Here is a 12253-nt window from a genome sequence, read left to right as displayed (position 1 = left end):
CCGGTCGGGGGAACGGGCAACGGGGCCGGTCAGGACAGGGTGCCGCGGGCCAGATCGAACGCTTTGCGCATGACGGTGGGCAGATCGGACGGGGCAAGGCGCGGCTCGAAATGCCCGTGCTGGGGCGTGGCATCCTGTGGCAGCGTCGCGGTGCGCACGCGCAGGATCAGGTGGAAATGGGTGAAGGTGTGGCGCACGTCGCCGGGCAGGTCGGCCCAGTCCGCTGCGATGGGCGGCAGGTCTTCGGCCTCGTCGCCCCAGTCGCCCCCCGGCCAGCCCAGCATCCCGCCCAAAAGCCCCTTGTCCGGGCGCGTTTCGACCAGCCACGCCCCATCTTCGCGCCGCGCGACATAGGCGATGCCGTGGCGGAGCGGCTTGGGCTTCTTCGCCTCACGGGCGGGCAGGGCGGCCTGAACGCCCTTGGCACGGCCCGCGCAATCGTCGCGCCACGGGCAGATGCCGCAGGCGGGGGACTTCGGGGTGCAGATTGTCGCGCCGAGGTCCATGACTGCCTGTGCATAGTCGCCGGGCCGCGCCTTGGGTGTAAGCGTTGCGGCGGCGTCCCGCAGGGCAGGCTTCGATCCCGGCATGGGCGCTTCGATGCAGAAGATCCGGGCCATGACCCGCTCGACGTTCCCGTCCACGACCGTTTCGCTCCGGTCAAAGGCGATGGCGGCGATGGCGGCTGCGGTATAGGGGCCGATGCCCGGCAGCGCCTTCAGCCCGTCGAGCGTATCGGGAAACACGCCGTCCAACTCGCGCGACACGACCCGCGCGCACTTCAATAGGTTGCGGGCGCGGGCATAATATCCAAGGCCCGCCCATTCGCCCATCACGCGCGCATCTTCAGCGTTTGCCAGATCGTGCACCGTGGGCCAGAGCGCCATGAACCGGGTGAAGTAATCGCGTACGGCGGCCACCGTGGTCTGCTGGAGCATCACTTCGGACATCCAGACCGCGTAGGGATCAGACGTCACTCCGGCGGCCCGATCCGCCGGCCCCACGCGCCACGGCATGTCGCGGGCGTGGCGGTCGTACCAATCCAGAAGCTCCCCGGCCATCACCCCGGCGTCACGCATGTTTTATCCTTGTAACCTGATCGATCATGGCGTCCCTTGCCCGCGAACCGTAGTATCCGGCCTGACATGGAGAGGCCAGTGACCGACGCCAAAACCAAACGTGAGCGCCGCATGCGCGGGTTCGAGCGGACCAGCAAACTGCTGGGCAGCCGGATTCGCAAGGCGGGCGAATCGCGCGGGTTCGCGGTCACGCGGCTTATCACCCATTGGGACGAAATCGCGGGTGAAGGCGTCGCCCAGATTTCCCGGCCCGTCGAGGTGTCTTATGGCCGGGGCGGGTTCGGTGCCACGCTGACCCTGCTGACCACCGGGGCCAACGCGCCGATGCTCGAGATGCAGAAAGAGCAGATCCGCGAAAAGGTGAACGCGGTCTATGGCTATGCCGCGATTTCGCGCATCCGCGTGACCCAGACCGCACCGACAGGTTTCTCCGAAGGGCAGGTGGAATTCGCGCCGCGCAAGGCCGAGACCCCGAAAGAGCCCGATCCCGAAATCACCTCCCGCGCTAGGGCGACCGCCGACGGCGTGGAGAGTGAGGCGCTCAAGGCCGCGCTGGAGGCGCTGGCGGCGAACGTCTATACCCGCAATTCATCGAAAACATGAGGCAGACCCCATGAACAAGATCCTTCCCATCGCGCTCGGCGCTGCCGTCCTTGTCGGCGGCGGAGCCTATTTCGCCACGCAGTCGGGCCCGACCCCCGGCACGTCGGCCCTGTCGCCGATTTCCGCCGCCGTCGCGCAGGACGCCGACGTCGAGCTCGCACCCGACATGGTGCTGGGCGAAGAAGACGCCCCGATCACGATGATCGAATACGCGTCCTTTACCTGCCCGCATTGCGCGGATTTCCACGAACGTGTGTGGGAAGACCTCAAGGCCGACTATATCGACACGGGCAAGGTCAAGTTCGTGAACCGCGAAGTGTATTTCGACAAGTATGGCCTGTGGGCCGGTCTGGTCGCCCGCTGCGGCGGCGAGATGCGCTATTTCGGCGTGATGGACATGCTGTTCGAGACCCAGAAAGACTGGATCGGGAACGGGCAGGAGGCCGCGATTCTCGAGAACCTCACCACCATCGGCAAGAAGGCCGGTCTGAGCGAGGAACAGGTCACCGCCTGCGTGAACGACAAGGAAATGGCGCAGTCGATGGTCGCCGCCTATCAGCAGAACGCGGGCGCGGACGAGATCACCGGCACGCCGACCTTCATCATCAACGGCGAAAAGTATTCGAACATGACCTATGACGATCTGAAAAAGATCCTCGACGGTCTGGCCGAAGGCTGAACCCGGTTCTTTCGGACGAACGAAATGGCGGCTCACGGGTCGCCATTTTTCGTTAGCGCGCAGCCATGAAGGCGAGGCGGATGAGCGTGCGTTCGATCAGCGCCATCTGCGGGGCCTTGGATGTCGAGCGCAGCGTGAGGTCGGCCTCGATAATCATGTCGAGCGCGGTTTCCAGCTTGGCCGCACCCCAGCGCGAGGCCTGACGGGTCATCCGGTCGCGGGATTTGAAATGCACCGGGGGACGGGCGCGGAAGATGCCCTTGTTCGGCCCCTCCGGGTCCGATGCGGCCATGTGCAGCGTGCGGAAATGGTTGGTCGTCGCGATGGCAAGCCGCGTGGGCGCGATGCCCTGCGCTTCGAGCCGGGTCAGCAGCGGTCCAAGTTCCGGCGCGCGCCCTTCGGCGGTGGCGTGAAGCAGGTCGTCGAGCACCGCTTCGGTCGAGGCGGGCGCGCAGGCGTCCACGTCGTCAGGCGTCAGCAGCGACGGGTCGCCCAGCTTGTAGAGCGACAGCTTTTCGACGGTCTGGCGGAAATCGCCGGGGTCGAGAGAACGGGCGAGAGCTTCGAGATCGCGCATCGCTTCTGGGTCGATCTGGTTCAGACCGGCCTTTCTGAGTTCGTCCTGAATCTCGTCGCGCGACATCGGGTCGTCGTAGATGCCGATGGCGAAGGCCGAGGGGTGTTTCTCGAAATATTTCCTGAGCTTGCCGGTGGGCTTCAGGTTGCCGCCGGTGACCACGACATGGGCATCGCCCGGCTGCCAGTCGTCCAAAGCTTGCGTGATCTTGTCGCCATGCACGTCGGTCGCGTCCTCGACGAACACAGCGCGCGGACCGGGGAAGAACCCCTGCGCCTTGATCGCATCCGACAGCGCCGCCGGATCGGCGCGCAGATCGCCCGCGAGCATCCGCGTCAGGCGCATTTCCTCTTCGGCACCTTCGCCCAGCAGGTTCTTCAGCAAATCCTGCCGCTTCAGCGCCACCCGCATCGCGTCGGTGCCATAGATCAGCGTGCCGGTGGTGTCCGGCGCGGGCTTGGCGAAATGGCGGTTGGCTTCGGCGGGTTTGAGTTTCATGGGCTCACACTAGCCTGAACCGAAATGGTGCGCCCATCGGAAATGAGCGCGCCTTTGGGTCAGGCGACCACGTTCACGATCCGGCCCGGAACGACGATGACCTTCTTCGGCGCATTGCCGTCCAGCGCGCGTTTCACGCCGTCGGTGTCGAGGGCGAGTTTCTCGACCTCGGCCTTGTCCATGTCCTTGGGCACGGTGATCTCGTCGCGCCGCTTGCCGTTCACCTGAATCGGCATGGTCACGGTATCCTCGACCAGCATCGCCTCGTCCGCGACGGGCCATTCGGCTTCGGCCACAAGCCCCTCGCCACCCAGCATCGCCCAGACCTCTTCGGCAAGGTGCGGGGTCATCGGGGCCATGAGTTGCGCCATGACGCGCATGGCGGTTTGTTTGGTCTCAGCGCCTGCCTTGGATTTCGACAGGGTGTTGGTGAAGCCGTAAAGCTTGGCGATGGAGGTGTTGAAGGCAAAGCCCTCGATCCCGTCCGTGACGGCCTTGATGGTCTTGTGCATCTCGCGCAGCAGGTCTTCGTCGCCTTCGCCGGTGCCTGTGGCCTCGGCGATCTCGGCGGCGATGCGATAGACGCGGGCGAGGTGCTTGGAGGCACCTTCCGCGCCCGATGCCGTCCATTCCACGTCCCGTTCGGGCGGCGAGTCGGACATGACGAACCAACGGGCGGTGTCGGCACCGTATTGCGCGATGATCTCTAGCGGATCGACCACGTTCTTTTTCGACTTCGACATCTTGGCCGAGGGGATGACTTCGACCGCCTCGCCGGTGGCCTTGAGAATAGCACCGTCTTCAGTTTCTTCGACTTCTTCGGGGAAATGGTAAGTGTAGGTCTTGGTGCCAAACGACCCGCTTCCATAGCCGCCCTTCCCGTACTCGGTGTGGGTAGTACGGTAGATCGCGTGCGTCACCATGCCTTGCGTGAAGAGCGCGTTGAACGGCTCTTTCGACTTCTCCGGCAGGTGACCGGTGATGTTCATCGCGCGAGCGAAGAAGCGTGAATAGAGCAGGTGGAGAATCGCGTGCTCGATGCCGCCGATGTATTGATCGACGTTCATCCAGTACTCCGCATCCTCGGCCACGGTCGGCGTCGTCGCGCGGGGCGCGGTGAAGCGGGCGAAGTACCACGAGCTGTCCACGAAGGTATCCATCGTGTCGGTCTCGCGTTTCGCGGGCTTGCCGCAGGACGGGCAGGCGCAGTCGCGCCACGTCGGGTGACGGTCGAGCGGGTTGCCGGGCGTGTCGAAGCTGACGTCGTAGGGCAGTTCGATCGGCAGGTTCTCTTTCTTCTCCGGCACCACGCCGCAGTCGCCGCAATGAACGACGGGAATCGGGCAGCCCCAATACCTCTGCCGGGACAGGCCCCAGTCGCGCAGGCGGTATTGGGTGTGGCCTTTGCCCCAACCCTGTTTCTCGGCGTAGTCGATGGTGGCCGCAATGGCCTCTTCCCCAGTGGCCTCGTCCAGCCCCGCGAAGTGGTCGACCCACTTCACCTTGTCCGACTTCGGCGGCACGAAAGCCTCGCCCTCGACCGGCTTCGGGTCGTTCAGCGCAAAGAAGGTGTCGATCACCGGCAGATCGTATTTCCGGCAGAAATCCAGATCGCGCTGGTCATGCGCCGGGCAGGCGAAGATCGCGCCGGTGCCGTAATCCATCAGGATGAAGTTGGCGATCCAGACAGGCAGTTCCCAGTTGGGGTCCAGCGGGTGTTTCACGCGCAGCCCGGTGTCGTAGCCCAGCTTTTCGGCGGTCTCGATCGCCTCGGCGGTGGTGCCGCCCTTACGAGCGGTGGCGCAGAATTCGGCCACTTTCGGATCGGCGGCTTCCAGTTTCTTGGCCAGCGGATGATCGGGCGAGATACCCACGAAGCTCGCACCCATGAGGGTGTCGGGGCGGGTCGTATAGACCTCGATCGGGGTGCCGCCGTCCGTCCGCTCGAACGCGAAACGCAGACCTTGCGATTTCCCGATCCAGTTGGCCTGCATCAGCCGAACCTTTTCGGGCCAGTCCTTGAGCGTGTCGATGGCCTCAAGCAATTCTTCCGAGAAGTCGCTGATCTTGAAGAACCATTGCGTCAGCTCGCGCCGCTCGACCTCGGCGCCGGAGCGCCAGCCCTTGCCGTCGATGACCTGTTCGTTCGCTAGAACGGTCATATCGACCGGGTCCCAGTTCACCACGGCGTTCTTGCGATAAACGAGGCCCTGATCGAGGAAGTCGATGAACAGTGCCTGCTGCTGGCCGTAGTATTCCGGGTCGCAGGTAGCGAATTCGCGGGTCCAGTCCAGCGACCAGCCCATCGGCTTCATCTGCGATTTCATCTCGGCGATGTTGTTGTAGGTCCAGTCCTTCGGATGGCCGCCCGTCGCCATCGCGGCGTTCTCAGCCGGCATCCCGAAGGCGTCCCAGCCCATCGGGTGCAGCACGGAAAAGCCGCTCGACTTCTTATACCGCGCGACCACGTCGCCCATCGTGTAGTTGCGCACGTGTCCGATGTGGATGCGGCCCGACGGATAGGGAAACATCTCGAGCACATAGAACTTGGGCTTGGCCGGATCGCGGGTCGCGGCGAAGGTGCCGGCCTCGTCCCAGGCGGCTTGCCATTTCGGCTCGATTGTCGATGCGTCGTAGCGGGACATTGCTTCGTGGTCCTTCGGAAATGAAAACGCCGGGCTGTTGCCCGGCGCTTGAATAATTGGATGTGGCGCGAGGGTCCAGCGACTTACAGGTCGTAGTCCTGAATACGAAGCTGACGGGCGCGGCCGAGAATGGCGTCTTCGATCGCGTGCTGCGTGGCCGAGGATACGGCGCGACCACCGCGCGTTTGCAGCGCGACGTTCAGGCCGCGCGCATCCAGCGCCGGGTCCGAGACGTGGACGGTGGCGCGATACGCCTGACCGCCGCCCGGCGGGACACCGTAGCCGAAGACGATGACGCCCGAGAAGGGATCGACGACTTCGACCGGCATGAAGCTCAGAACGTCGAGCGAGGCGTTCCAGAGGTACTTGTTCACTTCCAGTGTGGTGTTGGGATCGTCGCGGTCCGCGAACAGATCCCAGATCGTCGAGCGTTCCGGGGCGCGGCGGGCCCGGTCCGGTCGGGCGATGACCTGACCGTCGGCGGTGCGCACGGTTTCCGTCTGGCCGCCGAACAAATTGCCGAAACCGCCCGAACAGCCGGCCAAGGCGACGAGACTGGCAAGGATCACAGCCTTGGCGGTGAAGCGCCCGTAAGTCATATGAATGCCCCGTTCCACTGGTTTGCTCCTACCTACCCAAGCCAAAAAGCGCGGGCAAGCGTTTTCCCGGTGGTAACAGGACCACGGGTAGCGCCGCCACCCCTATAGAGACTCAATATGTGCGACAGGGGCGGGGTTTGGCGGGGGCCACCGGGGCATGTGTGGCAACTCTGCACCATCACGCGGCACATTAGGTCGGGGCCGTTTGCATCGCTTGCATCGGAGCCGGGAAAGAGAGAGGAAACAGCATACTCAATTCGGATTCCCCTGAATTGAGGTGCACCTTTAGATAAACGAGGGAAACGAAATGAAAAAGATTCTCCTTGCTTCGACGGTTCTGGTGGGCACCACCGGTTTCGCCGCTGCGGACGTGTCGTTCACCGGTCGCGCCTATGCTGGTCTCGGCTACAACATCACCACCGGCACTCTGCTTCCGGAACTGTCGGCGCTCTTCACCGCCGGCATGATGACCACCACGGATCAGGGTCTTGAGGCTGGCGCCTCTGTGACCGTTCTGGCCGCTGGTCAGTCGATGCAGAAAGACCCGTCGGACGCTCAGTTCGGCACCAACGACTGGCCGCCGGCGGCCGGTGTTGTGCTCGGCGCCAACGTCTACCTGTCGGGTTCCTGGGGTAAAGTTGCTGTCGCATACGACACCAACGCGGACGGCGACGCCACCACCCCCGGTGACCAGGACATCACCGTCACCTACACGAACACCTGGGGCAACTTCGGCCTGAGCGCCTTCGGCGTCCTCGTCGCTCCGGGTTCGACCGCCACCACCAACGGCGACCTCGGCGTGAAAGGCACCTACTCGTTCGGCGATTACTCGGTTTGGGCCGCTGTTGAGCGTGACGCCAACGACGCCGACGGTAACACCATCGACCTGAAAGCTGGTGTGTCGGCTTCGATCTCCGGCTTCACCGCTGCTGCCGAAATCAAGTACGACCTCGGCAACGCCACTCCGTTCTCGTGGGCTGCTTCGGCTGGCTACGCGACCGGCCCCTACTCCATCTCGGCGTTCTTCAACTCCGACATGGAATACGGCGGTAAGGCTGCTTACGACCTCGGCGGCGGCGTCGCGATCGAAGCTGGTTTCGCCCACTCGAACGGCGTGAACTCGCCGGTTTCGAACGTGGTCTGGGCTGGCGTCTCGATGGCGTTCTAATCCGACCAGGATTTGAATTGGGAAGAGCGGGCCTTGTGCCCGCTCTTTTCATTTTGGGCCTCTCGTGATTTGTCAGGGCGACATTGAGAGGAACCCCGATATGGCCCTGTCCGACATTCTCCAGAAAATCCGCGACGAAGAGGCCCGCGTGGGGCGCGAGGCCGGTTCAACGCGTCTGATCGCCGTGTCCAAGGTTCAGCCATTGGAGCGTGTCGTGTCCGTGCTGGATGAAGGCCACCGGCTGTTCGGCGAGAACAAGGTGCAGGAGGCCGCGGGAAAATGGCCGGACCTACGTGCCCGCTACGAAGGCATCGAACTGCACCTGATCGGCCCGCTCCAGACCAACAAGGCGCGGCAAGCGATGGAACTGTTCGATGCGATCGAAACCGTGGATCGCCCGAAACTCGCCAAGACCATCGCGCGACTCGCCGATGAACTGGGCCATTGCCCGAAGCTGTTCGTGCAGGTGAACACCGGCGAAGAGGAACAGAAGGCGGGGGTGATGCCGGGCGATGCCGATGCGTTCATCGCCGATTGCCGCGACCTCGGGCTGACCATCGCCGGCCTGATGTGCATTCCGCCCGTGGATGAAGAACCGTCGTTGCACTTTGCGCTTCTGGCCAAGATCGCTGCGCGCAACGGGCTCGACGAGCTGTCCATGGGTATGTCCGGCGATTTCGAGAAAGCCGTGGCGCAGGGCGCGACCTATGTCCGGGTCGGCTCTGCGATCTTCGGTGAACGGGTCTACGACTGATCCGCGCAGGGCGGGTCAGGGCCTGACGAGGATTCGCGAGCGCGGCGTCCATCGGGCGAGAATCCAGCGCAGGTGATCTGGCCGGAAGGCAAGGCACCCAGCCGTCGGTTTGCGCGGTCCACGCCAGCAATGAACGAAAATGGCCGACCCCTTGCCGGGGCTCGCCTCCGGCCAGTTCCAGTCGGTCACGATGAAAATGTCATACAGGGGATCGGCACGGCGCAGTCGTTCGTGCGACGCGCTGTAAGGCGCCCGGACGGCGTGGTTGTACAGCGTGTCTTCCGGCGCATCGCACCACAGGTCGTGCGGGCCGATTGCACGCAGGCCTATCGGGGCTGGCGGGGGCATGACGCGGTCGGCCCGGTATCCGCCGCCCATCAGGCGCCAGGTTCCGGCGGGTGTTGCCCCATCGCCTTCGCGTTTGTTTTGTGTGATGCCGCCGCGCCCGATTGCGACCGGAAAGTGCCGTCCGGCGAACCGTGCGCCCCAGCGCGTCACAACCATGTCGCAGCGCCTTGGCGTCACAGCAGGTGGCCCGATTTCGCGGCTTTGGTGTCCAGATAGTCGGTGTTGTGCGCCCCGCGCCCGACCTGAAGCGGCACGCGCTCGGTCACGGCGATCCCGTTCGCCTCCATCATCGCGACCTTGGCGGGGTTGTTGGTCATGAGGCGCACGGCGGAGAATCCCATCTGGGCGAGAATCTCGGAGCCTATCCTGAAATCGCGTTCATCGTCCTCGAACCCAAGCCGATGGTTCGCTTCCACCGTGTCAAAGCCCTGATCCTGAAGCGAATAGGCCCGCATCTTGTTGGCAAGGCCGATCCCGCGCCCCTCTTGGTTGAGGTAGAGCAGGACGCCCGTGCCATTCTCGCCCATCGCGGCCAGCGCGGCGCGCAGTTGCGGGCCGCAGTCGCATTTGAGGCTGCCCAGCAGATCGCCGGTAAAACAGGCGGAATGGAGCCGCGCGAGCACCGGGTGATCGCGATCCGGGCGCCCGATCTCGACCGCATAATGCTCCTCCCCCCCGTCGACGGGGCGGAAGATGTGCAGCCGCCCCGCCTCGGACACTTCAAGCGGCACGCGGGCCGAAACGACCTCTTCCATCGCCGTGACGGGCGGATCGTCGGGCCGGCCGGTCAGGTCGACACGGGTCAGGCCGTGGCTCAAGGCGACTTCGGCCCCGTTTTCGACCGGCACGACAAGGGCAGCGGGCAGCAGCATGGCGGATTTGGCGAGGGCGATGGCGGCGCGGGCCACACCCTCATCCCCGCCGCGTTCGGTCATGAGCGGCCCCTTCATGGGCTTCATCAGGTCGTCTTTCGGGTCGGCGACGCCCAGGACCCATTCGACCCCCTCGTCGCGCGGCACGTGCACCCGTGCGACGTGATCGGAGTAGGCCCGCGCCTTGAGTGTCGCGGCACGACGCGGTGTGATGGCGAGCAGGAGTGGGCCGAACCCGCGCAGATCGCCAAGGCGACCCGCATCGACCGTTTCGGCGGCCGCCACCAGCCCGGCATGACCGCCGATCTCAAGCACGACCGGAAGGCCCATGCGCAGGTCGGCACGGGCGCGGGCGGTGAGTTCGGTCTGGGTCGGCTTGAGCGTCATTTTCGTCCTTCCACCGCACTTCAATAGGCCCGGTCCACGGGAATGTGAAACATTTCGACTGATCCCGACACGACCGCGTGAACGTATTGCCACAAACATTGCCGGGTCCGTGATGGGACCCAAGGTCTGTGAAAACAACATGGAGGGCCGAAGATGGCGACCCAGAAAAACATTCTACTCGTCGACGACGACGAGGACCTGCGCGAGGCGCTGGCGGAGCAGTTGGTGATGACCGAAGACTTCGAGGTCTTCGAAGCGGCCAACGGCGCGGACGCCATGCAGAAGGTCAAGGAGCAGATCCATGACCTTGTGATCCTCGATGTGGGCCTGCCCGACACCGACGGGCGCGAGCTATGCAAACTGATGCGCAAGCAGGGTGTGAAATGCCCGGTGCTGATGCTGACCGGGCATGACAGCGACGCGGACACGATCCTCGGGCTCGACGCCGGTGCGAACGACTATGTGACAAAACCGTTCAAGTTTCCCGTGCTTCTGGCCCGTATCCGGGCGCAGCTTCGTCAGCACGAGCAATCGGAAGATGCCGTGTTCCAGCTTGGGCCGTACACGTTTAAGCCCGCGATGAAGATGCTGATTACCGAGGACGAGAAGAAGATTCGTCTGACCGAGAAAGAGACCAATATCCTGAAATTCCTCTACCGGAGTCAGGAAGGCGTGGTCGCGCGCGACGTGCTCTTGCACGAGGTCTGGGGATACAATGCCGGGGTCACGACCCACACGCTGGAAACCCATATCTACCGCCTGCGCCAGAAGATCGAGCCCGATCCGGGCAACGCACGGCTTCTGGTGACGGAATCGGGTGGCTACCGGCTTGTGGCGTGATCGCAACAGGGGTGATCGCCTGCCTTATTCATGCCGGGATTCACGGGTAACCTAATCCTGAACATGATATTGTTTCCATATTGGCGACGATACAAAATCCCCTCGCCGTGTCGGGGTAATGACACGGCATCCTCCCTGTTGGACTGACCCGGCTTCGCGCCGGGTCTTTTTTGTCCAAGGGGTCAGCCGCGCGTCAGGCGGCCCGCGATCGGGTCGATCGGCTGGATGAGCTCGCGATTGGCGAGCCATTGCGGGCGCGGTTTGCTGGCCGCAAACGGGCTGACCGGCCGGTTCGTCACCGCATTGAACACAAAAAACGCGTTCGAGCGCGGGTCGGGCGTGATGTTCCCGTTGGAACCGTGAAGCGTATTGCAGTCGAAAAAGACCACGGTGCCCGTCGGCCCGGTCGCCGTATCCAGCCCGAAATGCTGGGCGAAGCGGGTGATCGTGTCCGGTTGCGGCACGCCGACCTCCTGCGCCTTGAGCGAGCTTTCATGGTTGTCGTCCGGCGTTTCGCCCAGACAGGCGATGAATTCACCCTGTGAACCCGGAATCAGCATGAGCGGGCCATTTGTCGACGAATTGTCGGTCAGCAGGACCGAGGCCGACACGGCACGCATCCGGGGCAAGCCGTCCTCGGCGTGCCAGGTCTCGAAATCCGAGTGCCAATAGAACTCCTTGCCCTTGAAGCCGGGTTTGTAGTTGAGCCGCGACTGGTGAAGATACACCCGGTCGTTCAGCAGGAACTCGGCCACACCGGCAAGGCGGGTATCGGCGGCGAGACGGGAGAAAAGCGGCGAGTGCTCGTCCAGCCGGAACACGGTGCGCACGTCGTCGGAATTGGGCTCGGTCACGAAATCCGCGGGCCGCTTGTCCGCATCCGTGTCGCGCAGACGCTTGGCCGTATCGACCAACAGCTCCAATTCGTCAGATGAGAACATGTCACGACGCACGAGATAGCCGTTCTCGCGGTAATGCTCCGCCTCGTCACGGGAAATCGGGGCGGCCTCCGACCAGTCGGACCACAGCACCGGGTCGCGGCGCGGCGTGATCTGTTCGCGATCCGGCAGACGGGTCGGGTAAGCGTCCACCGCATCGAAGTGCTGGAGTGTATCGTGTGAGATATTCATGGTTTCGATCCTCTTGGATTTCTAATTGTGATCAGCAGTCCCACTTAGTGGGCGTGGCCGGGCAACGCGGGGTT

General features: G+C 63.9%; 12 protein-coding genes. 5 read left to right on the top strand and 7 right to left on the bottom strand.

The features are described from left to right. Positions 1 to 29: 29 nt before the first annotated feature. Positions 30 to 1079, bottom strand: a complete 1050-nt coding sequence (gene mutY / locus HOY44_RS08420; RefSeq protein WP_287434242.1) for an A/G-specific adenine glycosylase — start codon at positions 1077 to 1079, stop codon at positions 30 to 32. 111 nt (positions 1080 to 1190) lie between these two features. On the opposite strand from mutY, the gene HOY44_RS08415 reads away from it, so the two are divergent. Together HOY44_RS08415 and HOY44_RS08410 are read left to right on the top strand one after the other, a co-directional pair. Continuing rightward, positions 1191 to 1682, top strand: a complete 492-nt coding sequence (locus tag HOY44_RS08415; protein WP_040885733.1) for a DUF721 domain-containing protein — start codon at positions 1191 to 1193, stop codon at positions 1680 to 1682. 10 nt (positions 1683 to 1692) lie between these two features. After that, entirely contained in the window at positions 1693 to 2361 is a 669-nt protein-coding gene (locus tag HOY44_RS08410) for a DsbA family protein (protein ID WP_008333230.1), read from the top strand. 52 nt (positions 2362 to 2413) lie between these two features. On the opposite strand, the gene holA is transcribed toward HOY44_RS08410, so the two are convergent. The 3 genes from holA to HOY44_RS08395 form a co-directional block, all read right to left on the bottom strand. Beyond that, positions 2414 to 3436 (bottom strand): DNA polymerase III subunit delta, encoded by a 1023-nt coding sequence (gene holA, locus HOY44_RS08405; protein ID WP_287434241.1) that lies wholly within the window; start codon positions 3434 to 3436, stop codon positions 2414 to 2416. 59 nt (positions 3437 to 3495) lie between these two features. Then, on the bottom strand, positions 3496 to 6081 hold the full coding sequence (gene leuS / locus HOY44_RS08400; RefSeq protein WP_287434239.1) for a leucine--tRNA ligase: 2586 nt from the start codon (positions 6079 to 6081) through the stop codon (positions 3496 to 3498). Between the two features lie 83 nt (positions 6082 to 6164). Beyond that, positions 6165 to 6680, bottom strand: a complete 516-nt coding sequence (locus HOY44_RS08395; RefSeq protein WP_008333220.1) for a DUF3576 domain-containing protein — start codon at positions 6678 to 6680, stop codon at positions 6165 to 6167. A 307-nt stretch (positions 6681 to 6987) separates the two neighbouring features. Between HOY44_RS08395 and HOY44_RS08390 the strand changes: the two genes are divergently transcribed. Both HOY44_RS08390 and HOY44_RS08385 read left to right on the top strand, forming a co-directional pair. After that, positions 6988 to 7848, top strand: a complete 861-nt coding sequence (locus HOY44_RS08390) for a porin (RefSeq protein ID WP_008333217.1) — start codon at positions 6988 to 6990, stop codon at positions 7846 to 7848. Between the two features lie 100 nt (positions 7849 to 7948). After that, positions 7949 to 8602: a YggS family pyridoxal phosphate-dependent enzyme gene (locus HOY44_RS08385; protein WP_287434236.1), complete on the top strand. Its 654-nt coding sequence runs from the start codon at positions 7949 to 7951 to the stop codon at positions 8600 to 8602. A gap of 15 nt (positions 8603 to 8617) precedes the next feature. On the opposite strand, the gene HOY44_RS08380 is transcribed toward HOY44_RS08385, so the two are convergent. Beyond that, a complete protein-coding gene (locus tag HOY44_RS08380) occupies positions 8618 to 9106 on the bottom strand; it encodes a L,D-transpeptidase family protein (RefSeq protein WP_287434234.1) in 489 nt (162 codons plus the stop codon). A 17-nt stretch (positions 9107 to 9123) separates the two neighbouring features. Further along, positions 9124 to 10209 (bottom strand): GTP cyclohydrolase II, encoded by a 1086-nt coding sequence (gene ribA, locus HOY44_RS08375; protein WP_287434232.1) that lies wholly within the window; start codon positions 10207 to 10209, stop codon positions 9124 to 9126. Positions 10210 to 10362: 153 nt separating this feature from the next. On the opposite strand from ribA, the gene HOY44_RS08370 reads away from it, so the two are divergent. After that, a complete protein-coding gene (locus HOY44_RS08370) occupies positions 10363 to 11049 on the top strand; it encodes a response regulator transcription factor (RefSeq protein WP_008333211.1) in 687 nt (228 codons plus the stop codon). A gap of 182 nt (positions 11050 to 11231) precedes the next feature. Here the strand turns inward: HOY44_RS08370 and thpD are convergent, their stop codons facing one another. Next, on the bottom strand, positions 11232 to 12179 hold the full coding sequence (gene thpD, locus HOY44_RS08365; RefSeq protein ID WP_287434231.1) for an ectoine hydroxylase: 948 nt from the start codon (positions 12177 to 12179) through the stop codon (positions 11232 to 11234). Positions 12180 to 12253 lie beyond the last annotated feature (74 nt).

It is taken from the genome of Maritimibacter sp., from assembly GCF_016774595.1.
Classification (GTDB): Bacteria; Pseudomonadota; Alphaproteobacteria; order Rhodobacterales; family Rhodobacteraceae; genus Maritimibacter; species Maritimibacter alkaliphilus.
The sequence above is the reverse complement of the archived record's forward strand: the minus strand, read 5'-3'. Positions and strand labels throughout refer to the sequence as shown.

What these genes read in the sequence shown, in the direction of transcription:
- mutY (WP_287434242.1), bottom strand. Translation starts at nt 1,079, where the DNA reads ATGCGTGACGCCGGGGTGATGGCCGGGGAGCTTCTGGATTGGTACGAC.
- HOY44_RS08415 (WP_040885733.1), top strand. Translation starts at nt 1,191, where the DNA reads ATGCGCGGGTTCGAGCGGACCAGCAAACTGCTGGGCAGCCGGATTCGC.
- HOY44_RS08410 (WP_008333230.1), top strand. Translation starts at nt 1,693, where the DNA reads ATGAACAAGATCCTTCCCATCGCGCTCGGCGCTGCCGTCCTTGTCGGC.
- holA (WP_287434241.1), bottom strand. Translation starts at nt 3,436, where the DNA reads ATGAAACTCAAACCCGCCGAAGCCAACCGCCATTTCGCCAAGCCCGCG.
- leuS (WP_287434239.1), bottom strand. Translation starts at nt 6,081, where the DNA reads ATGTCCCGCTACGACGCATCGACAATCGAGCCGAAATGGCAAGCCGCC.
- HOY44_RS08395 (WP_008333220.1), bottom strand. Translation starts at nt 6,680, where the DNA reads ATGACTTACGGGCGCTTCACCGCCAAGGCTGTGATCCTTGCCAGTCTC.
- HOY44_RS08390 (WP_008333217.1), top strand. Translation starts at nt 6,988, where the DNA reads ATGAAAAAGATTCTCCTTGCTTCGACGGTTCTGGTGGGCACCACCGGT.
- HOY44_RS08385 (WP_287434236.1), top strand. Translation starts at nt 7,949, where the DNA reads ATGGCCCTGTCCGACATTCTCCAGAAAATCCGCGACGAAGAGGCCCGC.
- HOY44_RS08380 (WP_287434234.1), bottom strand. Translation starts at nt 9,106, where the DNA reads ATGGTTGTGACGCGCTGGGGCGCACGGTTCGCCGGACGGCACTTTCCG.
- ribA (WP_287434232.1), bottom strand. Translation starts at nt 10,209, where the DNA reads ATGACGCTCAAGCCGACCCAGACCGAACTCACCGCCCGCGCCCGTGCC.
- HOY44_RS08370 (WP_008333211.1), top strand. Translation starts at nt 10,363, where the DNA reads ATGGCGACCCAGAAAAACATTCTACTCGTCGACGACGACGAGGACCTG.
- thpD (WP_287434231.1), bottom strand. Translation starts at nt 12,179, where the DNA reads ATGAATATCTCACACGATACACTCCAGCACTTCGATGCGGTGGACGCT.